Below are 24,272 nucleotides of genomic sequence, written 5' to 3'. Positions count from 1 at the left end.
TTATTTTATCTTGTTTATTCTGGAGACAATCCGTGATCTTACCTTCTGTTAAAAAAAGCTTACTCGCTGGGCTGATTGCCACGTCGTGTTTAAGCCTCCCAATATCGGCCAATGCAGGTGGTACACCTGAAAAGCCGAATATTTTACTAATAGTGATGGATGATTTAGGCACAGGACAACTTGATTTTGTACTGGATACCTTAGATGTTGATGTATTAGCGCAAAGATCCACACCGCCACGTTATGAAGGCGATATCAATAATATGGTAGAAGCAGCGCGCATTGCTATGCCCAATGTCAGTGAAATGGCCGCAAATGGCGCTAAAATGACCAATGCCTTTGTTGCCCATCCTGTTTGTGGTCCTTCCCGAGCTGGTATCTTTACTGGACGTTCTCCAGCAAGCTTTGGTACTTACAGTAATGACGATGCCATTTTAGGTATTCCCCAAGATATCAAACTATTACCTTCACTTTTCCAAGAAAATGGCTATGCCACCGCCAGTATCGGTAAATGGCATAATGCAAAAGTTATTCGCAAACCGAAAATTAATGAAAGTAAACAAACTCGCGATTATCACGACAACATGATTTCAACACCAGAAGCAGGTTATGCTCCTCATGAGCGTGGTTTCGATTATGACTTTAGTTATTATGCATCAGGTGTAGCTTTATGGAATTCGCCTGCTTTTTGGCGTAATGGTGTCAATGTCCCAGCTCCGGGCTATACCACGCATCTTTTAACAGATGAAACATTAAAATTTATTGACGAACATAAAGATAAACCTTTCTTCATTAATCTTTCCTACAGTGTTCCTCATATTCCGCTAGAACAAGCTTCACCCGCTAAATATATGGAGAAATTTGATACTGGTAATGTTGAAGCAGACAAATACTTCGCAGCCTTAAATGCAGCCGATGAAGGAATTGGTCAAATTATTGCAAAGTTAAAAGAAAACGGTGAGTTAGAAAACACGCTGATCTTTTTCTTATCAGATAATGGTGCAGTTAATGAATCGCCAATGCCAATGAATGCGATGGATAGAGGCTTTAAAGGGCAAATGTTTAATGGTGGCGTTAGAGTACCTTTTATTGCTTATCAGCCCGGTACTATTCCAGCCGGAATGAAAAGTGATGAGATGATCTCTGCACTTGATATTTTACCGACTGCATTACAAACAGCAGGCATTGCTATTCCCGACAATCTAAAAGTTGAAGGGAAAAACATCATGCCTTTACTTAAAGGTGAAACAACAAAATCCCCTCACAACTATCTTTATTGGGCCGGCCCCGGTACTAAACATTACAGTGAAGAAAACCAAGAGTTTTGGCACGGATATCATCAATGGATAACCTACCAACGTAAAACTCCTCCCTCTAACCCTAATTTAGAAAAACTATCTAAAGGTGCTTGGGCTGTACGTGACGGCGAATGGGCACTCTATTTTTATGATGATGGAAAAAATCAGCCTCAACTTTTTAACGATAAAAGTGATCCGGCTGAATCAATCGATCTTGCCAAAAAAAATCCACAAAAAGTGACAGAGCTAAAAAATGCCTATTACCAGTGGATCAAGGATAAGCCAAAGCCTGTTCTTTGGGGACAAGATCACTATCAAATACTGGTGGATTCTGCAAAACCTTAATATTCAACTTCCGTTTTGTTTCGCAAGGATGCGTCTTTTTTCTGAGATACGAAAATGGCTATTGAAATTGCATCTTCAGCACGTCCTAAACTCCCTTATGAGCACCCAAATGTAGAAATCTACCAACGCTTATTTAAGGAGAATATCATTCGACGATTAGTCAGAAAATCTGCTTATCGTCGCTATGATAAAACGATCACTGACTTTTTTAATGATGAAAACCAGTCGCTTTTCTCTTTATGCGAAATGCTGACACAGTATGTCACACAGGCTTTTCATCATTACCAAGTCTGGGGCTACTCTCATGCTTATTATCCCGGAAGTCCAGGGCAACAAACGGCAAGAACGGATGCTCTTGAAGGTGTTAGCAGAGTACTTCCTCTACTTGCTGCATGGACTGTTAGTAGCAAAAAAAGTACGTTGATGGGATTAAATCAGCAAGCTTTCAATCTACCTTTAATGATCAAACAAAGCTTTATCCATGGTACTGATCCACTTCATAAAGGATATTGGGGGAAACTTGAAGATTACGATCAACGAATTTGTGAAGCATCTGATTTAGCGCTTACTCTTTGGATAAGCCGTGAATGGGTATGGGATACATTAACACCCGCAACACAACAACAAATTATTGCTTGGTTCGAACAAGTTAATCACTGCAAGATTGTCGACAATAACTGGCATTTCTTTCCTCTTACCGTCCAATTTGTGATTAAAGCACTCACAGGAAAAGACACAATTACTCATTGGCGCTATGAACGATTAAAAGAGTTTTATGTTGGTGATGGATGGTTTCGTGATGGTGCAAAAGGTAATTATGATTACTACAATGCGTGGGGGTTTTACTATTCGTTGTATTGGCTAGCGCAGATTGATCCTCAATTTGATACGACATTTATTTCTCAATCACTTAATACCTTTAATCAGCACTACCTTTATTTTATGACGCCAAAAGGTATTCCTTTTTTTGGTCGTAGTGCCTGCTATCGCCTTGCGGTTTCTGCTCCATTATTAGCAGGTGTCGATTTACACTGTCCTTCAGTAAAAGTAGGCGAGGCAAAACGCGCTTTTGAAAGTAGTCTACGTTATTTCATTTCTCAAGGTGCATTAAAAAATGGCGCCCCTACTCAAGGCTTATTTACTCACGATCCTCGTTTGGTTGATAACTACAGTGGCCCTGCCAGTAGTTTTTGGTCATTACGCGCCGTGATTATCGCGCTTTATTGTGCTGATCGTATCAATTTATGGCAAACGCCTTCACTTCCTTTGCCTATCGAAAAAGATAACTTTCGTTTCGAAATTCCATCTATCCACGCTTTAGTAACTGGAGTGAAAGCAACACAAGAAGTGAGTGTCATTTTTTGTGAAGATTATACGGAAAAACAAACACCGTTAACTCGCCGTTTAGAAAAACAGACCTTAGCACAAAAAGTCGCTGAAACCGTGATAGGACAGTCAAGACGACCGAAAAACAACTTATTACGCAAAGGGATCACCAGTTATAGCTCTAAAATGGCTCATTTTTTCTAATTACCTTTCATTTGCTTTCAGTGCGAAGGCAATAAAAATGTGATTTAGATCTTTTACCTTTCTATTTCTTTCGTTTATTATGATTCGTAATTAAACGAAAGATGAGAGGCAAACATGTATCTGGTTTCTACTCGTAATATGCTCAATAAAGCACAGCGTGAAAATTATGCTGTGCCTGCTTTTAATATTCATAACTTGGAAACTATTCAAGTTGTGATGGAAACGGCTGCTGAAATGGCATCACCTGTTATCTTAGCTGGTACACCAAGCACGTTTGCTTATGCTGGTAGTGATTATTTGATCTCTATTTGTCAGCAAGCCGCAGAACAATATCGTATCCCTGTTGCCCTACATTTAGATCACCATGAAGATATTCCTGATATCTGTCATAAAGTCATTTCTGGTGTGCGATCCGCTATGATCGATGCCTCTCATTTTCATTTCGAAGAAAATATTCGCATCGTCAAAGAAGTTGTCAATTTCTGCCATCATTGGGATTGCACTGTAGAAGCTGAATTAGGTCGTCTTGGAGGACAGGAAGATGACCTTATCGTTGATACAAAAGATGCCTTATTCACCGATCCTGATTCAGCAGTACAATTTATAAAAGCAACAGGAATTGACTCATTAGCTGTTGCAATCGGTACAGCACATGGCATGTACAAACATGAACCTCATCTCGACTTTGATCGCTTAAAAATTATTCGTCAAAAAACAGACATCCCTTTAGTGCTTCATGGTGCGTCCGGTATTCCTGATGCAGATGTGCGCCGTTGTATTGACTTGGGTATTTGCAAAGTTAACGTCGCAACTGAACTGAAAATAGCTTTCTCTAACGCAATCAAGCAGTACTTCTTGGATAACCCTGATGCAAGTGATCCTCGTCATTACCTTGTACCGGGTAAAGCCGCAATGAAAGCCGTGGTTGCAGATAAAATTCGTGTCTGTAAAAGTGATGGGAAACTGTGAAAACAAATAGAGCTGTCGCCATTATTGGCGAATGTATGATAGAGCTTAGTGGTCAACCTTTTTTACCGCAACAACAGCGTTTTGGCGGTGATACGTTAAATACAGCACTATATTTATCACGATTAATCCCTTCATTACATCCTCGCTATATTACCGGTTTAGGCACTGATACATACAGTGCCTTAATGCAAAAAGCGTGGAAAAACGAAGGAATTAACTGCCAATCCCTTATTACTATTCCCGAAAAACTTCCTGGTTTATATGCCATTGAAATTGATGTTGATGGTGAGCGTAGTTTCCACTATTGGCGTAATGATGCAGCGGCACGTTATATTGCGACTGATAACCGCTTTGCAGCGCATCTCAATGCACTTCCTGATAATAGTGTGATTTATCTCAGCGGAATTTCTCTTGCTATTTTAACGTCAGAAGGGAAAGAAGCTTTACTCATGCAATTAACTCACCTTAAACAGCGTGGGATCACCTTAATTGTAGATTCAAATTATCGACCTCGCTTATGGGATTCAATACCTCATGCACAAGAGTGGTTTGAAAAATTGTACAGACTTAGCGATATCGCTTTAGTTACAGGCGATGATGAACAAATGCTTTGGCAAAAACCTATTTTGACTGAACAAGAAATAACACAACGCCTTCATCAATGGGGCAATCAGAGTGTCATTGTCAAATTGGGAGCTAAAGGTGCATTTTGGTCTGAAGGTGAAACCAAAGGCTACATTTCACCAAAACCCATTGATTCTGTTGTTGATACCACCGCTGCTGGTGACTCTTTTAATGCCGCGTTTATTGCCGCTTGGCTACAAAATCACACCTTAGCAACGTGCTGTTTATGGGGAAACACCTTAGCAGGACTCGTTATCCAACACCACGGAGCCATCATTCCTCATGAAATTACTGATTCATTCTACACACTAATCAAGGATAACCATGACACAGTCAATTGTTGATACTCTTTCATCACTGAAAGTGATCCCCGTGATCCAAATTAATCGCGCTGAAGATGCAATCTGGCTAGGTGAAATTCTAACCCAAAATCAACTACCTGTTGCCGAAATTACCTTTCGTACTCCTGCGGCAGTTAAAGCGATTAAGCTAATGCATGAACACTTTCCTGAACTTATTTTATGTGCAGGAACAGTATTAACCGCACAGCAAGCGGACATGGCAAAAGAAGCTGGAGCAAGCTTCGTTATCTCTCCGGGTTATAACCCAAGTACAGTTGATTACTGCCTCAATAACGGCATTGATATTGTGCCGGGTATTAACAATCCGAGCCAAATAGAGGTTGCTCTTGAAAAAGGCTTAACCTTACTTAAATTCTTCCCCGCTGAAGCCTCTGGCGGAGTAAAAATGCTAAAAGCATTAGCATCACCTTATGCTCAAGCGCAATTTATGCCAACGGGTGGAATTAGTTTAAATAACGTGAGTGATTACCTTGCTATTCCACAAGTTGTTGCTTGTGGAGGAAGTTGGATTGCCACAGCAGATACGATTGATAAACAAGATAAAGAAACCATTGTTAATCATATTCAGAATATCCACTCATTACTAAAAACACAGAAGGGATAAATAAAATGAAACAGGTTGCCGTTTTATTAGCTGATGGATTTGAAGAAGGTGAAGCTGTTGTTTTTATTGATATCATGCGCCGTCTTGATATTCATGTTGATGTGCTTTCTTGCATGGATACCTTGGTATTAAATACGTATTTTGAAACTAAAATCAGTGCTGATTTTCTATTAACTGAAAAACTGACACACAGTTATGACGCAATAATGATGCCGGGTGGTCCTAAAGGCACAGATCGTTTATGCGCTAACGAGCAAGTTATTCAATTTATCAAACGCCATATTGCCGAAGATAAATATATTTGTGCGTTATGCTCTTCTGGAGCAAAAGTATTAGCGGCTCATCATCTTCTTGAAGGTCGTAATTACAGCACTGGTGATAAATTGGCCGATAAATATGACGATGGTCATTATCTTGATCAAGATGTTGTTGTTGATGGTAAATTTATCAGTGCAAAAGGGTTAGGTGTGAGTTTTGAATTTGCCTTTACCGTGGCTCGTCACTTATTAAGCGACAATACAGAAAAAGTAGACTGGCAAGCTAATCATATTTATTTCAAACACTGGCCGTTAGACTACCTAAAATAGCTAAATTAATTATTATTAACGATATAAAGGGGATTAACTCCCCTTTTTATAACTATTAAAGCCATTGTCTATCACACTAAAAACACTAATCTAGTCATTAATTATTCTCTGCTTCTTTCTCTCTATGTACTCTCTATGTATACATAAAAAAAACTGTACATTAATTCATCAAAAAAAGATTATTAACACTTATTTTGTTTCACTTAGCAGTAGAAAATACCTTCATAATAAGATTGATAAATTATTTTTAATTTTATAAATCAGAAATAAAAAATTAAATGAATAATTTTAATTTATGTTTATAAAAATAGTTATTTATTATAAAAAAACAGATAAAACAGTAACAATTCTAGATCTATATATTTTAATAATAGTACAAGTAAAAATCTTTCACTCTAGTTATTCATACTTAATAAAATAAGTATTAATCATTATAAAATAATAAGTACAAAATATTACGCTTATTTTAATTCACTCTCTTCATTTCTATTTCTTTATTTCCTTTTTTTATTATCCGCACACAAACAAAGTAACATTAATTTATTATAATTAATGTTATCAATAAGTAGTTTTACTACATATACATACTGATAAATTTAACCAAAACGACTCAATATAGCAACGCAACATTGATATATTAAATAATATATAAAATAAACATCAAGTTATGATTATTATTTGGAATATATCTCCAGTAATCTTTAATGTCCTTTCTTTCTATTTCATTTTAATTTTAGAGATACCTCTTAAAAACATTAAGATAAATTGATTTATTTAATTTTATTTAATATAAGGAAGTATACCTTAAGGTAAATTTCTTGGTGGTGGAATTACTTAATATTCCCACTCTCAAGAGATCCTTTATTCGTTTAATACAAGGATTTTATTATGTCAGATAGTTTTCAAAATGAAGTTCCTAAAGCACGGGTAAATATAAAACTCGACTTACATACAGGTGGTGCACAGAAAAAAGTTGAGTTGCCTTTAAAACTATTGGCCATTGGTGATTACAGCAACGGAAAGGATAAACGCGTTCTTTCAGAAAGAGAAAAGATCAACATTAATAAAAATAACTTCAACAGCGTTCTTACTGAGTTTTCCCCTTCCGTCAACCTTACTGTAAAAAACACATTAGCTAATGATGGCAGTGAGGAAAGCATCAATCTGTCGTTTAAAGAGATGACAGACTTTGAACCAGAACAAGTTGCTCGCCAAATTCCTCAGCTACGCGCCATGCTGGCAATGCGTAATCTCTTACGTGATTTGAAATCTAACCTTCTTGATAACATCACTTTTCGCCGTGAACTCGAAAATATCCTTAAAGATCCTGAATTAAGTGATGAATTACGCGAAGAGTTATCTCAACTCGCACCGAAAAAAGACTAATTGGGTTTTATCATTACAGGATCATGCTTATGTCAGTGAATAGCGAAAGTATTTCAAAGAGTACAACAACTGTACTTGATGAACCCGCCAATAGCGGTGTTTATGCCTCTCTCTTTGAGAAAATCAACCTCACACCTGTTTCTCAGGTGAGTGATATTAATATCTTCCAAGACAATAGTGCTCTGGCAGATACAACAGCAAATGAACGCGTTACTGTTGCTGTTCAAGTTTTTCTCGACCGATTAAAATCTTCAGGTCAAAAAGTTGAACGCTTAGATAGAAATCTACTCGATCATCATATCGCTGATTTAGACAGACAAATTAGTGAACAACTTGATGAAGTTATGCATCACGAGGAATTTCAAAAAATTGAATCAGCATGGCGCGGATTAAAATTCTTAGTTGATCGCACTGATTTTCGCCAAAATGTAAAAATTGAACTTCTAGATATCGCTAAAAACGATTTACGACAAGATTTCGAAGATTGTCCAGAAACTATTCAAAGTGGTCTTTATCACCACACTTATATTGAAGAATATGACACCCCTGGTGGTGAACCTATTGCGGCAATCATCTCTAATTATGAGTTTGATCGTAGCCCTCAAGACATTGCACTGTTACGCAATATTGCAAAAATATCAGCATCTGCTCACATGCCATTTGTTGGCTCGGTTGGCCCTGCATTTTTTGGTAAAGACTCTATGGAAGAAGTCGCTGCCATTAAAGACATCAGCAACTACTTTGACCGTGCTGAATATATCAAATGGAAATCTTTCCGCGATTCTGACGATGCCCGCTATATTGGTTTAACAATGCCTCGCGTTTTAGGTCGTCTTCCTTATGGCCCAGAAACTGTTCCTGTACGCAGTTTTAACTATATTGAAGAAGTAAAAGGCCCAGACCATGAGAAATATTTGTGGACAAATGCGACCTTTGCTTTTGCTGCCAATATGGTTAAAAGCTTTATTAATAATGGTTGGTGCGTACAAATTCGCGGCCCTCAAGCTGGCGGCGCTGTAAAAGATTTACCTATTCATCTTTATGATTTAGGAACAGGAAGTCAGGTCAAAATTCCATCTGAAGTCATGATCCCTGAAACACGAGAATTTGAATTTGCCAACCTCGGTTTTATTCCGTTGTCTTACTATAAAAATCGTGATTACTCTTGTTTCTTCTCTGCAAATTCAGCACAAAAACCCGCTATTTATGAAACGGCTGATGCAACCGCTAATAGCCGTATCAATGCACGCTTACCTTATATTTTCCTCCTTTCACGAATTGCTCATTATCTGAAATTAATTCAGCGTGAAAATATCGGTACCACAAAAGATCGTCGCTTATTAGAGCTCGAATTAAATAATTGGGTTCGTAGTTTAGTTACTGAAATGACAGATCCAAGTGATGATTTACAAGCTTCTCACCCACTTCGTGACGCCAAAGTGGTTGTGGAAGATATTGAAGATAATCCAGGCTTTTTCAGAGTGAAACTGTACGCCGTTCCGCACTTCCAAGTGGAAGGAATGGATGTGGATCTCTCGTTAGTATCTCAAATGCCAAAAGCGAAAGCATAAGGTGATGCACGGATGAAAATATACCGCCCCCTCTGGAGTGATGGGGCCTTTTTGGCTCCTCAGCAATTTCAACAACAAGCAAGATGGGATAGCTATCTCATTAGCACTATCGCCAATATGACGATTGCATCAACATGGGGCGTAATTTGTGCTGAATTTGATGAAAGTGCTTTAACTATTTCACGCCTTAGCGCACAAAAATTAATTGTGCGTTTTCCTGATGGAACACTGATCGATACGACACTGGCTGACAATTTACCACCAGTCAATGAGCTTAGCCATTACTCGCAACATCAAACACTTGATATCGTTCTTGCATTACCTTTATTGCAAGCCAATGGTGGCAACCTTATGCAAGAGGGACGCTCTGATAGACCACAACAGTTCTATCAAGAGTGGATGAAAGTACAAGATTTGATTGGGCAAGAACAAACGGACATCGCTGTATTACGCCACAGTATTACTTTGCGTTATGCCCATGAAGAAAATAGCGCATATATGACTTGTCCGGTGTCTCGATTAATTCGCAATGCACAAGGTGCATGGGAAATAGATAAGCATTTTATTCCACCATTATTAAGTTGTAGTGCGAGCCATGAATTAACCATATTGTTTTCAGAATTCATGCATCGCTTAGTCGCAAAGCGCCGTCGCCTAATGACTATGCGTCGCGAAAATAATGAGCAAATGGCAGATTTTGCGGTCGCTGATGTCTCGCTTTTTTGGCTACTAAATGCGATTAATAGCGCTGAACCAGTATTAAGCGAATTACTCTCATCAATGGGGCGTCACCCTGAACTTCTTTATCGTGAATTAGTACGTTTAGCGGGTGCACTACTGACATTTTCACTCGATCATGAAAATGGTGATATCCCTCTTTATCAACACTCATTCCCTGAACAAGTTTTTCCACCTTTATTTAGCTTACTTAATACCCTATTAGAAGCGAGTTTACCTTCACGTGTGATTAGTATTGCCCTTGATAAAGAAGGACCTTTCTGGCGTGGTGAATTGCATGATCCTCGCTTACGCGAAGACGCTGATTTCTATCTTTCCGTACGTTCTGCATTACCAGCTCATTTATTGATCACGCAATTTCCATTGCTTTGTAAAGCAGGCAGTAATGACGATGTTGCTAGTGTGGTTAACGTTGCACTTAACGGTATTCCACTACAACCGTTAACACATGTTCCTGCTGCTATCCCACTGCGTTTAGAAAATCACTATTTTGCGCTTGAACTTAATAATCCTGCAGGTCAAGCCATGTTGTCTTCAGGTCATTGTGCCTTTTATGTACCGGGAACATTAGGTGAAATTCAACTCGAACTTTTTGCGGTGCTTCGCTCATGATAACGAATACAAGAACAGCTAAAAATAACATGGTTGATATGCTTTTTGCTGATACTTGGTTAATGGTATGCCAGCTGCGTCAAGGTGCCGAAATTACTGATGGTAAAGCTTTCTATCGGCGCGTCTGTGAACATATTGATAAAACACGCCAACAGCTCGTAGAAAAAGGCTATTCCCAATCCGCCATTGAAAACATGCTTTATGCACAGTGCGCTTTAATTGATGAAAGCGTGATGAACCGAACTGAGCGCGATGATGGTTACTTACAGTGGATACAATCTCCATTACAAGCTAAGTATTTCAATACGTTAGAAGCTGGTGACAAACTATGGGATAGGTTACGTGATCTATTAAATGAACCCGCACCCAACAATGATGTACTTATCTGTTTTCACCGGGTGATCACGCTGGGTTTTGTTGGTAAATATCGCCAAACCAATGCGCCCGAACGAGAACAAATTATTGAGTTACTCAATACTCAACTTCCCGCCTATGCATTATCAAGTGATTTACCTTTAGTAATGAAACCCAAGCATCGAATGAATCGCCGCCATATTTATTGGCTAGGTTGGTTTGGGGGAATTGTGGTGATTGCAATGCTCTGGTGGGGCTTTTCTGTGTCATTAGAAAATTTACTTCAACAATGGGTAATTCAAGGAAAGTGATGCAAAAAAACAGGATAAAACAGTGTATTACATTGTTTTCAGCAAGCTTATTATTGTGGTTGCTTTGGGGATTTTGGTCTTTTGGTAAAGAGATCTCCTTTTTTCTGACGGCATTTATTTGTATCGTCACACTGACTTTGTGGGTTTGGTTTTTCCGCCAACAAAAAAGTACTCCTTACCTTAAAGATGCACTTACAAACCAGCTCCCTCCTGATAATTATCAAGGTGCAGTTATTATTGTTTGTGGTCAATCACAAGCTCTTTTTCATGAAAATCAAACCTATCGAGAGACAGCTAAAGGTTGGTATATTTGCGCCTCTTCTCCTATCGATTTGATCAACATCACTCAACATATTGTTGATATTGCTCCCTTACAATTACGCCGATTGTCACTGTTATACGCTTTATTACCTGAACAACTATTACAACAAGAAGAAGTGACTCAAGAAATACTTAATTGGCGTCGCGCTATTCATGAAAGCAATAAAAAAGTAGGTAAAATATTACCTTTTTGGGTGACGCTTTATCTTAACTCCCCAGTTAATTACCTCAATTCACATTTTGATGACACTACACCATGGATAACCTATTTAAGTGACCAACCAGAATTACTGGTTATCTCTGATAATTTAGCGACACAACCTGTTTCAACATGGTTATCACAAAATACTGAACAAACCGAAAACCAGCTCACTATGGCACTTTGGCTTGATCAATTACTTGCTTGGTTAAAAAGTGAATTTATTCCTTTACTTACTGTTGCTCAATCTGGTGCTCCAAGCCTGATCCCTGTTGCTTGGGCAATGCAATTTACGACCGTACCTACCATTTCAGATAACAGCTGGGCTCAATTTATTCACCACAAAACTACGTTATCTCCGACTATAACCAAAGCATCAAATAACAGCGACGAATTACCACTACCAGACATTGTGATTAATAAACTCTCTCACGATGTCAATTTACTAAAAATAGAAACGACCTTTGGTGTTGTTGGCGTAATTTGTGGGTTATTTCTTATTGGTGCTCTCTCTGGTAGCTACCATCATAACAAGCAATTAATTTACGATAACAGTCATGATATCAACCACTTTAAAAGTATTACTGATGAGAATCTAGAACCTAAAAAAGTGGCTTATCAACAGTTGCTTTCAGATGCAACGTTTCTCTCTCATTGGCAACGAGAAGGTATTCCTGCTCGCTACTCTTTAGCGTTATATCAAGGCAATAACATCTTACCTTACTTGCACGCCTTGCTTAGTTCATGGGCTCCACCACTGCCACCAGCTCCTATCATCGTGCAAGAAGTTCCTGAAATGGTGACGTTAGATAGCCTTGCCCTCTTCGCATCTGGTCAATACGAATTAAAAAATGAGGCCACCAAAGTACTTGTTGATGCGCTTATCAATATAAAAGCCAAACCGGGTTGGTTAATTGTCATTTCAGGCTACACCGACAACACTGGTAATCCTGATTTAAACCAAAAACTTTCTCTTAAACGAGCTGAAGCCGTGCGTGATTGGATGATCAAAACCAGTGATATCGCACCATCTTGCTTTGCAGTGCAAGGATATGGTCAGCATCAGCCTGTTGCAGACAATTCAACACTCGATGGTCGGGCTCGTAATCGTCGAGTTGAAATTCGCCTGATACCTCAAGCCGATGCTTGTCAGGTATTAGCTGATGACCTTACGCCACTGAAGGATGGTGGCAACTAAACCCTAGAAAGGAGATGTAATTATGGCTATTCCTGTATACCTCTGGTTAAAAGATGACGGTAATGCGGATATCAAAGGCTCTGTTAATGTTCAAGATCGTGAAGGTAGTATCGAAGTCGTCGCTCAAGATCACAACTTGTACATTCCAACAGATAACAATACCGGCAAATTAACCGGTACACGTATCCATACTCCATTTATTTTCGTAAAAGAAATTGATGCTTCCAGCCCGTATTTATACAAGGCAGTTACAACTGGGCAAACCTTGAAAAAAGCAGAGTTTAAGTGGTATCGCATCGATGATGCAGGTCAAGAAGTTGAATATTTCAACACTACGCTTGAAAACGTCAAGGTAGTCAAAGTGGCTCCTAAGATGCACAACATCAAAGATCCGACTAAAGAAAAACACAATCACCTCGAAGAAGTTGAATTGCGTTACGAAAAAATCACTTGGACTTACAAAGACGGAAATATCATTCATTCAGATTCATGGAATGAACGCGCCACTGCGTAACACCAAAATAAACAGGCGGTTAACCGCCTGTTTTAACTACCAATTATTGTAAAGCGTTATAACTCAAAATTTAACAAATAAATACTCTAAATAGTTCAAGGTATAGCAAGACCACTATTTAAAGCACAACGAATACGACCTTATGAGCCTCGGTCTACGGCTAAGGGCGGTAGCGTACCTAAATTCCCTCAATAGGGACTTCATTACTGGGAGAGAACATGGAAAATCAATCTGTCATGCTATTGCGTCGGTTAAATCCTTATTGTGCAAAAGCGCTAGAAGCGGCGGCCTCATTATGCCAAACCCGTGCCCACGCAGAAGTAACTATTGAACACTGGCTATTAAAAATTCTAGAACTTGGCGAAAGTGATATCACTGTATTAGCACGTCGCTACGAATGGGATTTATCTGCACTTTGGCAAAGCTTACTTGATGCGATTGATAAATTGCCCCGCTCTGTACGTAGCCGACCTCAATTATCCAAACCCTTATTAGAATTAATTAAAAATGCATGGGTCATTGCTTCTCTTGATGAAGATATCGAACAGATCCGCAGTGTGCACTTATTGCATACGATGACCAAACAGCCAGCATTAGTTCCACTCGATGCACTTTGGCCTTTAATGACATTAGGTGAGACGCAACTACAACGATTAAGACCTCTACTTGATGCCCAATCTGATGAAAGACCAGAAATTCAACAATTAGCTTCACATAATCATTTACCTGAAGCCCCCCTTGCTGAAAATAATGAAACCAATACTTCATCTTCAACGACAGATAACGCCGTTATTGGTCATACTCTTAGTGATGCATTACAGGCGGTATTAAATAAATTCACTCTTGATGTGACAGAAAAAGCGCGACTGGGTGAAATTGATCCTGTATTTGGTCGAGATGATGAAATTCGTCAAATGGTCGATATTCTCTCTCGTCGCCGTAAAAACAACCCTATTCTTGTTGGAGAGCCCGGTGTAGGTAAAACCGCGCTTGTTGAAGGATTAGCATTACGTATTGCTGAAAAAAATGTTCCTATCAGTTTACAAACCACCTCATTACGCACTCTGGATTTAGGTCTATTACAAGCGGGGGCGGGAGTAAAAGGTGAGTTTGAACAGCGTTTAAAAAATGTTATCGATGCCGTTCAACAATCACTCACACCAATTCTACTTTTTATCGATGAAGCGCATACAATTATTGGTGCAGGTAATCAAGCCGGTGGTGCTGATGCAGCTAACTTATTAAAACCCGCATTGGCTCGCGGTGAACTACGAACTATCGCCGCAACCACTTGGTCTGAATACAAACAATATTTTGAACGTGATGCCGCATTAGAACGTCGTTTTCAAATAGTTAAAGTTGACGAGCCTGATGATGAAAAAGCCTTTTTAATGTTACGAGGATTAAAATCTCGTTATGCCAAATATCATGGCGTACACATTACTGATGATGCAGTAAAAGCCGCCGTCACTTTATCTCGCCGTTATTTAACGGGACGTCAGCTTCCTGATAAAGCAGTGGATTTACTTGATACAGCAAGTGCGCGTATTCGTATGAGTTTAGACACCTTACCTGAAGAACTCACCCGTATTAAAGCCAAGCGCTATGCACTTGAACTAGAACAAAAAGCAATACTTGATGACATCACTATTGGTAATTTAACCAATCAAACCAAGTTATCTGATTTATCTTCTCAAGATGCCCAACTAGCACTTCAACTTGAATCCTTAGAACAGCGTTTTGAGCAAGAGAAAGAGATTATCTGTCAGCTAATTGAAAGCAGACAAGATCCCGAAAATACCGCAACATCAGCACAGCTACAGCAACAACTCTCACAATTACAACAAGAAGCACCACTTTTAAACCCTGATGTAGACGTTCGTACAGTCGCAACAGTTATTGCTGATTGGACAGGTGTTCCACTTTCAAGCCTTCTTAAAGATGAACAAATCGGCTTGTTAGAGCTAGAGAGTAACTTATCAAAATACGTTGTTGGACAAGACAGTGCTTTACTCGCGTTAGCACAACGTCTGCGTGCATCTAGAACAGGATTAGTGTCTGAAAACGGCCCTCAAGGCGTATTTTTATTAGTGGGTCCAAGTGGTGTAGGTAAAACAGAATCAGCCATTGCGCTGGCAGAATGTCTGTTTGGCGGTCAAAAATCCCTAATCACTATCAATATGTCTGAATATCAAGAAGCACATACAGTCAGCCAATTAAAAGGCTCGCCTCCAGGTTATGTTGGATACGGTCAAGGTGGTGTATTAACCGAAGCAGTAAGAAAACGCCCTTATAGCATTGTGTTATTAGATGAAGTTGAAAAAGCACATCGCGATGTTCTCAATCTTTTCTATCAAGTATTTGATAGAGGCTTTATGCGTGATGGTGAAGGTCGTGAAATTGATTTTCGTAATACCGTTATTTTAATGACCGCAAATTTAGGCAGTGATTATTTAATGCAACAACTGGAAGAGTCACCATTAAGTACAGATAGCGATTTACAAGAAACGCTTCGCCCTATTTTACGTGACCATTTTCAACCCGCACTACTGGCTCGTTTCCAAACATTAATTTACCGTCCTCTTGATGCAACGGCACTACGCATTATTGTTGAGATGAAATTAAAAAATGTGATCAAGCGGCTTTACACTCACTATCGATTAACAGGTATTGTCGAAGAAACCCTCTACGACACCATTGTAGATGCCTGTTTATTACCAGATACAGGTGCGAGAAATATCGATAGCCTGCTTAATCAACAAATTCTCCCTATTCTTAGCCAGCAACTCCTTTTACGCCAAGCCAATGCTGAAAAATCACAATATGTCATTTTAGGTTTTAATGAAGAAGAAGGTATTACATTGAGTTTTAGTGATGAGTTGCCAAACTAACAATAACTAAGATCTATCGCCAAAATGACTCGTAAAACGCTCACTATAATTATTTTCACATTCATCGTTATTGTGGTGAGCTCACTGTTTTTCCCCAAGAAAAAACCACAAGATGACTACCTTGCTGGGAATTTACACGGGTTTAACCATGTCAAAGGTACCTCTGTAAATTGGTTTATGGTCAATGGCTATTATGGCAAAGGGGGTGGCGGAACCTGTTGTATTGTCGTGCCCGCCAAATGGACGCCGAATCAATGGGTCAAAGTGGAATGGGAGGTCGATCCCAATGCTTACCCCGGTGATATTCCCAAGTTTAGCGATCCTTACTACAAAGAATATATGAGGTTACATAAAGCCAATTACCGTCGTTATAGCAAAATGGTAGAAATTCCCGAATATGACGATCCTTGCGATGTTAAAGTGCATTTTCTTCCCTGCCAAGAAGTCAAGATCACCTTGTCTTGCAAATCATGGGGACACCCTGACTATCCAGTCAATGAACCCAATGATATGGAGGAGCCTGCAATATGTCCACAAAATTAACCCGTAAGAAACTCGTATTTGTTGGGATAATCATTGCTCTTCTTGCGATCTATTTTCTCTTTATCCGACAACCTAAAGTGGAATATTTAGCCGGTAGTATGAGTGGTATTAACCATGTGAAAGGCACTGCGGTGAATTGGTTTAAAGTCAATGGTTATTACGGGCAAGGTGCAGCCGGAACTTGTTGCATTATGGTACCTGCCAAGTGGACGCCTAATCAATGGGTCAAAGTAGAATGGGAAGTCGATCCTGATGCGTATTCAGATAAATCGCCGCCTTTAGGTACTGATGAATTTCGCCAATATATGAAAAAACACGAAGCCAATTATCGCCACTATCAAAAAATGGTTGAAATCCCCGAATACGATGAGCCTTGTAGTGTCAAAGTCCATTTTCTTCCTTGCCAAGAAGTAAAAATTAGCCTGTCTTGTTATTCCCCTTGGCTTCCCGAATATCCAATAAAAGAACTATTAGAAATGGAGGAGCCTGCAATATGCCCACAAAATTAACCCGCAAAAAACTCATGTTTGTTGGGATAATCATTGCTCTTCTTGCGGTCTATTTTCTCTTTATCCGACAACCGAAAGTGGAGTATTTAGCAGGCAATTTACACGGCTTTAACCATGTGAAAGGCACCTCGGTGAATTGGTTTAAAGTCAATGGTTATTACGGGCAAGGTGCAGCCGGAACTTGTTGCATTATGGTGCCGGCAAAATGGACACCTAATCAATGGGTCAAAGTGGAATGGGAAGTCGATCCTGATGCATACCCTACAGATTCACCGGGTGTGACAGATCCCAAATTTGATGCTTATATGAAAAAACACGAAGCCAATTATCGCCGCTATCAAAAAATGGTTGAAATCCCTGAATATGGCGAGCCTTGTAGTGTTGATGTCCATTTTCTCCCTTGTCAGGAAGTAAAAATCACCCTATCTTGCCATGCAACCAATCATCCTGATTATCCTATAAAAGAACCTAGCTTTATGGAGGAGCCTGCAATATGTCCACAAAATTAACCCGCAAAAAACTCATGTTTGTTGGGATAATCATTGCTCTTCTTGCGATCTATTTTCTCTTTATCCGACAACCGAAAGTGGAGTATTTAGCAGGTAATTTACACGGCTTTAACCATGTGAAAGGGACTGCGGTGAATTGGTTTAAAGTCAATGGTTATTACGGGCAAGGTGCAGCCGGAACTTGTTGCATTATGGTGCCGGCAAAATGGACACCTAATCAATGGGTCAAAGTGGAATGGGAAGTCGATCCTGATGCGTATTCAGATAAATCGCCACCTTTAGGTACTGATGAATTTCGCCAATATATGAAAAAACACGAAGCCAATTATCGCCACTATCAAAAAATGGTTGAAATCCCCGAATACGATGAGCCTTGTAGTGTCAAAGTCCATTTTCTTCCTTGCCAAGAAGTAAAAATCACCCTGTCTTGTTATGCAACCAATCATCCTGATTATCCTATAAAAGAGCCTAGCTTTATGGAGGAGCCTGCAATATGTCCATAAAAGTACCCACTGATAAACAACTTCATTTTGCACTTATCCATACCATCAAAGCTAATTTAAACGATCAGCATGCAACCAAAGGCGATCCCTGCTGGGCTCCACCTCATTTTCCTAATCAAGGACGTTTAACACTGACTTCTCAACAAGTAAAAGAGAATATCAAGAAGATTGAAGCTGAAGAAAATAAACATAAGCACTACACAAAAAAAAGTACAATCCAATGTTGTAAAAGCTTACATGTTAGCTTCTTTTTTGATGGTACAAATAACAATAATAAAAATGATACAGATGATGCAAATCCACCACATCCTACAAATGTGGCAAAGCTTTATCATGCAGGTTTTCCAGATATAAAAGAGGCAATGGATAAAGGATTTTATGCTTATTATATGCCTGGTGTCGGTACTCCTTTTCCTGAAATTAAAACTTACGAGTATTACAGTTCAGGGTTAACCTACGCAACAGGCGGTCAAGCCCGCATCAGTTGGGCACTTATTCAAATATATAATACTCTATTTCATGCCGTAACAGGTCATGAGCTTACTTTAGCTAAAATGCGGGTATTACTTCTAAAGATGAGCATTGAGGATGGTTATAATCCAACCAGTATTTTATTAGAACAATTTAGAACGATAATACATGAATTAATATGGAACAAACCTAAATTAGTAGTTTTAAAGTTATATATTTATGGATTCTCGCGTGGTTCAGCAGAAGCAAGAACATTTGTGTATTGGTTAGATAAATTACTTACTTGTATACATACACAAGCTCCACCATTAAGACAATTAATATTTCCCAAAGGAACCATCTATGGTATTCCCGTTTCTGTTGAGTTTTTAGGGCTTTTTGATACCGTGCCAGCCGTTGGTTTAGCCAATGTTATGCCGATGTTTACCGGCCACAATGGTTGGGCAAATGGCACCCAACAACTGCCCAAATCAGATTTAATTAAAAACTGTTATCATTTTGTAGCTGCTCATGAACAACGCCAATCCTTTGCTGTCGATTCAATACGTACACCTGAAGGAAACTATCCTCCTAATACCATAGAAGTGATTTATCCCGGAATGCATTCTGATATAGGGGGTGGCTATCCGCCAGGAGATCAAGGTAAAGCAAGAGCAGGTCATGAAGAACTTATATCTCAAATTGCTTTACATGATATGTACGCTGCCGCAATAAATGCAGGAGCTCCTTTAGCGTTAAGCGAAGAGTCTTTTTTATTATTAACGCCAAAGCAACAAAACTATTATTTATTTAGAAAAATATCTGATACAACAAAACTAGAATTTGACTTTTCCATAGAACTTATAAAAAAATTCAATACATGGCTAGAACAGACCCTTCCAGAAATAACAATAAAAAAAGAAGATAATAATATAAAATCGTATATACCTAACCGCTTTATCACCGCTGATATTGAAAACGTTATTGAATGTCAGCTTATTTTAATCACCGCTTGGCGTATTGGGCGTTATGCTTCATCTCAAGATTCAGAGATGAACCTGACAAAACAAGACTTCTTTAAAAATGCACCACAACATGCAAATATAAAAGTACAACCTTATGAACCGGAATTTAGTAAGCAGGCCAGTAGTACATTAGCAAAAGAGTATTCAGATATAGAAAGTAAAAGTACTGAAATTCGTAAAAATAGAGAAAAAGAGCAAAGTAAACAAACTGATGTTGATAATTGGCAACCTTCACCTGAAAATATAGGTCTCCCTTTATTTGATGCAACTAATGCAAGAGGCCAATTTTGGGAAGCTTCTTTAGAATTTAAAGCAGATTATAATGATTTACCTCGTCCTTCACCTTTAATTCAATTTACTCTTCGCACAAAAAAAGCTTGCCAAGGAATTGATTATTATCATTCTATAGATAATCCATATTATAAACCAGATACAACCTGCGACTCGTTACCTGAAAATACTTTTCCTGTGGGTGTTGTAGGTCAATCGCTCTTTTTACAAAATTTAGATGGTACAGTAGAAGAATATGCGCATGTTATTACTTATCAAGATGAACGAAGTGAATATTTAAGTTTAAAAGAAAAAAGCAAATATATATATTCCATTTTAGAGCTCGTTTTAATTAAAAATAATCATGACTCTTATTTAGGAGAAATAGTTGATCTGTTAGATAATCACATTCATGATTCGAGAGCTTGGTTTATGCATTCTGAAAGTGGACTTCGCGAGCCTTTCGGCGGTTATTTTTTATCTCGCATGATCTACTTTGGTGACAAATGGAGCAAATCTATGCAAATTTTAGCAGCTGATGAATTTACTTATCGAGATAAAAATAACAAGAAATATATAAAACTCGATTACTTACCTACCTATGGTTTAAATTTAATTAATAAGAAAATAGAAAGTAGAATAAAAGACGAAAAACCAATTCAGACTAATGAAGTTACAAAAGTAATAAATAAACTTAACGAAATAAAAAAAGACAAAAATATCCACAAAATATCTAGTTCATTAAACCACTATGTTAATAATTAATATTATCTAATCACTCCTTCACAAGGATAAACACCGAAAGTTTGTTAATAATAAACAAACGGGATGTGTTTATATAATTCAGCTATGAACTTAAAAAAAACAACTCAGACTATACTTAATGGACAAAATCGCTATCATCTTAATGTACAAGGATGTGATGTTTTATTTGATGTAGAACACTTCACCGGACGCGAAGCAATAAGTGATACCTACCATTATCAAATTACCTTTACTTGCCAAGCTCAAGATTTACAGCCACAACAACTCTTGCGTCGTAGTGCAACCCTATCTTTTACACCGCCAATTAACAGTATTACCGATTTGGCAACGCAAGAGCCTATCACCAAACAAGTTCATGGTGTTATCACACAATTTCGGCGTTTATCAGGATCTGTGGATGAAGCGCGTTATCAACTCGTTATTGAGCCTGTCTTTGCATTATTACGTCATCAAATCCGCTCTCATCGATTTTTCCTCAATCAATCTGTGCCCGATGTTGTAAGCCAAATTTTACGTGAGCATAATTTTAAAGATTGGGAGTTTGAATTTACACTTAAAAATGAATATCCCAAACGCGAGCAAATTAATCAATACAATGAAAGTGATCGTCAATTTATAGAACGACTATTAAGTGAAGTCGGTATTTTTTACTCATTCTATTTACAAGACCAAACACAAACCGAAGTCATCCGTTTTGCCGATCGCCAAAGTGCTTACACCTTTGATAAAACACTACCTTTAAATAGCCCATCGGGCATGAATGATAACCACCAAGAAAGCGTATGGGGATTATCATTACACCATCAAGTGGTCGAACAGAATGTATTCACCAAAGATTATAACCATCGTCAAGCACAAGACACCTTGATCTCAGCAGTCACCGATATGACGCGTGGTGAAGGGGATGAAGTTCACTATGGTGAAGTTTATCATTACCAAGCAAGACATCTTACCCGTGGCGATAAAATTACCCCTGAAGCAGAAACGGCTAACTTTTGGGCAAGACTTGATCATGAACGTTTTCTCACTCGACAAACGCGCTTAAAAGGTGAAAGTAATGCCGACTTTTTATCACCGCTCCAAGTGCTTTCTATCACTGATAACACAATACCTTCATCATTACCGTCTGTGTTTCAATCACCGATTTTAATCACTCGCCTACGCTTTAGTGGTGGTCGAGAAAAAGCACTACAAGTGCGATTTAATGCCATTCCTTACAGTGAAACACTGTGCTGGCGTCCAGTTGTTAAACCTCGTCCAATTATTACAGGCACACTGACTGCACGTATTACGAGTGCAAAAGATAACGATATTTACGCCCACCAAAATGAACACGGTTTTTATTGGGTAAAATTTGATGCCGACCGTGATGAAAAACCCATGGGCTATGAAAGTATGCCTGTACGCTTGGCAAAACCTTATGCCGGTGACACTTACGGGATGCATTTTCCGTTAATTCAAGGTACTGAAGTCGCTATCGCCTTTCATGAAGGCGATCCTGACAGACCTTATATTGCCCATGCATTGCATGATTCGCGCCATCCCGATCATGTAACGGATAGAAACAATACACGTAATGTTATTCGTACTCCTGCAAATAATAAGCTGCGAATGGAAGATAAACGTGGACAGGAGCATATTAAACTCAGCACCGAATACGGGGGTAAATCTCAGTTAAATTTAGGTCATATTGTCGATGCCAATCGTGATAAACGTGGCGAAGGTTTTGAGTTACGCACTGATAGTTGGGGAGCAATAAGAGCAGGTAAAGGATTGTTTATTAGTGCAGATAATCAAACCAAAGCAGGTGGTGAAGTGCTGGCAATGGACCCTGCAATATCTTTAGTCAAGGGAGCAATAAGTCAGTTAGATGATTGTAGAGAAATCACACAAGCACATCACAATCTCCAACCAGAAAAAGAAGGGTTAGATAATCTTTTAAAAAACACCGATAAACTAGCATCACCTTCTATTTTAATGCATGCACCAGAAGGAATAGGTATTGTTACCAATGAAACACTACTTATGCAAAGTGTTGAAGCACTCTATGCTCAAACAAAAGGTGAAATGCACCTATCAAGTACACAGAAAGTAGCAGTAAATGCATATCAACAAATCTCGATGTTGTCTCAAAAAGAAGGAATACGCATTGTCTCTGGAAAAGGACCTTTTGAATTAGAATCACATGGCGATATCTTCGAAGCAACGGCACTTAAAGATATTACGGTACAATCAACTCAAGGTCATATTCAATTAACTGCTAAAAATGGAATTACTTTAGGCTGTGGCGGTGGATATATTAAAATAATGCCTGATGGCCAAATTGAAATTCATACACCGAGTCGTTTAAGCCTCAAAGGGCAACATATTTGGAGTGAGCCAGCGAGTGAAGATTTCCCATTACCAGACCTTCCTCAATCTGTTTGTAAAGAGTGTTTAAAGAAAGCCCAAGAAAATGCTATGGGAGTCGCTATCCGTGAATAATACATTACAATCCCCATCAAAAGAAATAACGGATCAATGGATAAAACAATTAAAATTGATCTCAGAAAAAACACATCTAGATTATCTCGATATTGTTATTGACCAAGCTGGGTTAGAAAATCCCATCGTTCCAGCTTTAATCAAGATGGATAATGATATTAGATGGTTTTCTCTTTTCACTAATATGCCGGAAGAAGGTTTTTTAGAACAAGCTCCTCTACTTATTCGTATTGAGTGGAATAAAAGTACACATTTAATCTTATTAGAAGAGCTATTTGAATTACTTTATTCAGAGCCTCGATTATTAATAACATCATCCCCTCTTCCATTTAATATGTTATCTACATTTCTACTTTCTCTTGCAGAAATTGAATGGGGCTTTAAATCTTGCTTACTTCGCTTTTATGATACACGGGTATTTCCGACACTAGTAAAAGATATTCTCACACCTGAGCAAAAAAAAAGATTCACTGATATTACTTTTATTTGGGGCTGGCTAGATAGAGACAATGATATGAGTTGGTTATTAGGGAGTTATCATCCAGAGATTGAAGATAAGTCTTTTCCAACAATGCAATTTAACGATGAACAAATTAATAAAATTGGCTGTATAAGTGATGCAGAGGAATTAAGAGCATATTCTGAATTTAATAACACATCGATAACTCAAGAAGAAAATTTCAACCATCTATATGCTCTTGCTATTCAAGCCAATAATAGTGACCATTTGGGTACAATAGAAGAATATGTTCGCAAATACTATTCTAATAATTAACCCACTCAGATTACTATTTTTAAAA

The 24,272-nt window shown here is 38.5% G+C and carries 20 protein-coding genes; all 20 read left to right on the top strand.

Going from position 1 to position 24,272, the window contains the following annotated elements; translation table 11 throughout:
* Positions 1-32 precede the first annotated feature (32 nt).
* The 20 genes from GTK47_RS08105 to GTK47_RS08010 all read left to right on the top strand — a co-directional run bounded on the left by GTK47_RS08105 (position 33) and on the right by GTK47_RS08010 (position 24,247).
* On the top strand, positions 33-1,643 hold the full coding sequence (locus tag GTK47_RS08105) for a sulfatase-like hydrolase/transferase (protein ID WP_165122703.1): 1,611 nt from the start codon (positions 33-35) through the stop codon (positions 1,641-1,643).
* A gap of 54 nt (positions 1,644-1,697) precedes the next feature.
* On the top strand, positions 1,698-3,173 hold the full coding sequence (locus GTK47_RS08100) for a DUF2264 domain-containing protein (RefSeq protein ID WP_165122702.1): 1,476 nt from the start codon (positions 1,698-1,700) through the stop codon (positions 3,171-3,173).
* 114 nt (positions 3,174-3,287) lie between these two features.
* Positions 3,288-4,142, top strand: a complete 855-nt coding sequence (locus GTK47_RS08095; RefSeq protein WP_165122701.1) for a tagatose bisphosphate family class II aldolase — start codon at positions 3,288-3,290, stop codon at positions 4,140-4,142.
* The gene (locus GTK47_RS08090) at positions 4,139-5,110 is read left to right on the top strand and encodes a sugar kinase (protein ID WP_165122700.1); all 972 of its coding nucleotides are present in this window, start codon (positions 4,139-4,141) and stop codon (positions 5,108-5,110) included. Before GTK47_RS08095 ends, GTK47_RS08090 begins: the two co-directional genes overlap by 4 nt.
* Complete coding sequence (locus tag GTK47_RS08085) at positions 5,091-5,732, top strand: bifunctional 4-hydroxy-2-oxoglutarate aldolase/2-dehydro-3-deoxy-phosphogluconate aldolase (RefSeq protein ID WP_165122699.1); 642 nt, start codon at positions 5,091-5,093, stop codon at positions 5,730-5,732. The genes GTK47_RS08090 and GTK47_RS08085 overlap by 20 nt, the downstream gene beginning before the upstream one ends.
* Before the next feature lie 5 nt (positions 5,733-5,737).
* On the top strand, positions 5,738-6,319 hold the full coding sequence (locus GTK47_RS08080; protein WP_165122698.1) for a DJ-1/PfpI family protein: 582 nt from the start codon (positions 5,738-5,740) through the stop codon (positions 6,317-6,319).
* Positions 6,320-7,207: 888 nt separating this feature from the next.
* The gene (gene tssB / locus GTK47_RS08075) at positions 7,208-7,705 is read left to right on the top strand and encodes a type VI secretion system contractile sheath small subunit (RefSeq protein ID WP_165122697.1); all 498 of its coding nucleotides are present in this window, start codon (positions 7,208-7,210) and stop codon (positions 7,703-7,705) included.
* 23 nt (positions 7,706-7,728) lie between these two features.
* Positions 7,729-9,276: a type VI secretion system contractile sheath large subunit gene (gene tssC / locus GTK47_RS08070; RefSeq protein ID WP_165122696.1), complete on the top strand. Its 1,548-nt coding sequence runs from the start codon at positions 7,729-7,731 to the stop codon at positions 9,274-9,276.
* A 12-nt stretch (positions 9,277-9,288) separates the two neighbouring features.
* Positions 9,289-10,626 (top strand): type VI secretion system baseplate subunit TssK, encoded by a 1,338-nt coding sequence (gene tssK / locus GTK47_RS08065; RefSeq protein WP_165122695.1) that lies wholly within the window; start codon positions 9,289-9,291, stop codon positions 10,624-10,626.
* Positions 10,623-11,291 carry a type VI secretion system protein TssL, short form gene (tssL, locus tag GTK47_RS08060; RefSeq protein WP_165122694.1) on the top strand — a complete coding sequence of 223 codons (669 nt, stop codon included), beginning with the start codon at positions 10,623-10,625 and terminating at the stop codon, positions 11,289-11,291. The genes tssK and tssL overlap by 4 nt, the downstream gene beginning before the upstream one ends.
* Positions 11,291-13,009 (top strand): OmpA family protein, encoded by a 1,719-nt coding sequence (locus GTK47_RS08055; protein ID WP_241256082.1) that lies wholly within the window; start codon positions 11,291-11,293, stop codon positions 13,007-13,009. The genes tssL and GTK47_RS08055 overlap by 1 nt, the downstream gene beginning before the upstream one ends.
* Positions 13,010-13,031: 22 nt before the next feature.
* Positions 13,032-13,523, top strand: a complete 492-nt coding sequence (locus GTK47_RS08050; RefSeq protein ID WP_023583757.1) for an Hcp family type VI secretion system effector — start codon at positions 13,032-13,034, stop codon at positions 13,521-13,523.
* A 218-nt stretch (positions 13,524-13,741) separates the two neighbouring features.
* Positions 13,742-16,414: a type VI secretion system ATPase TssH gene (tssH, locus tag GTK47_RS08045; protein ID WP_165122692.1), complete on the top strand. Its 2,673-nt coding sequence runs from the start codon at positions 13,742-13,744 to the stop codon at positions 16,412-16,414.
* 24 nt (positions 16,415-16,438) lie between these two features.
* Positions 16,439-16,957 (top strand): DUF3304 domain-containing protein, encoded by a 519-nt coding sequence (locus GTK47_RS08040; RefSeq protein WP_165122691.1) that lies wholly within the window; start codon positions 16,439-16,441, stop codon positions 16,955-16,957.
* The gene (locus GTK47_RS08035; RefSeq protein WP_165122690.1) at positions 16,942-17,466 is read left to right on the top strand and encodes a DUF3304 domain-containing protein; all 525 of its coding nucleotides are present in this window, start codon (positions 16,942-16,944) and stop codon (positions 17,464-17,466) included. The genes GTK47_RS08040 and GTK47_RS08035 overlap by 16 nt, the downstream gene beginning before the upstream one ends.
* A complete protein-coding gene (locus GTK47_RS08030; protein ID WP_165122689.1) occupies positions 17,451-17,975 on the top strand; it encodes a DUF3304 domain-containing protein in 525 nt (174 codons plus the stop codon). The genes GTK47_RS08035 and GTK47_RS08030 overlap by 16 nt, the downstream gene beginning before the upstream one ends.
* Entirely contained in the window at positions 17,960-18,478 is a 519-nt protein-coding gene (locus GTK47_RS08025) for a DUF3304 domain-containing protein (protein WP_165122688.1), read from the top strand. Before GTK47_RS08030 ends, GTK47_RS08025 begins: the two co-directional genes overlap by 16 nt.
* Positions 18,469-20,988 carry a DUF2235 domain-containing protein gene (locus GTK47_RS08020; RefSeq protein WP_165122687.1) on the top strand — a complete coding sequence of 840 codons (2,520 nt, stop codon included), beginning with the start codon at positions 18,469-18,471 and terminating at the stop codon, positions 20,986-20,988. Before GTK47_RS08025 ends, GTK47_RS08020 begins: the two co-directional genes overlap by 10 nt.
* Positions 20,989-21,072: 84 nt before the next feature.
* The gene (vgrG, locus tag GTK47_RS08015; protein WP_165122686.1) at positions 21,073-23,472 is read left to right on the top strand and encodes a type VI secretion system Vgr family protein; all 2,400 of its coding nucleotides are present in this window, start codon (positions 21,073-21,075) and stop codon (positions 23,470-23,472) included.
* On the top strand, positions 23,465-24,247 hold the full coding sequence (locus GTK47_RS08010; protein WP_162556967.1) for a DUF4123 domain-containing protein: 783 nt from the start codon (positions 23,465-23,467) through the stop codon (positions 24,245-24,247). The genes vgrG and GTK47_RS08010 overlap by 8 nt, the downstream gene beginning before the upstream one ends.
* Positions 24,248-24,272 lie beyond the last annotated feature (25 nt).

Source organism: Proteus sp. ZN5, from assembly GCF_011046025.1.
Classification (GTDB): Bacteria; Pseudomonadota; Gammaproteobacteria; order Enterobacterales; family Enterobacteriaceae; genus Proteus.
Note: the sequence above shows the minus strand (reverse complement) of the source record. Positions and strands in the feature narration are given on the sequence as shown.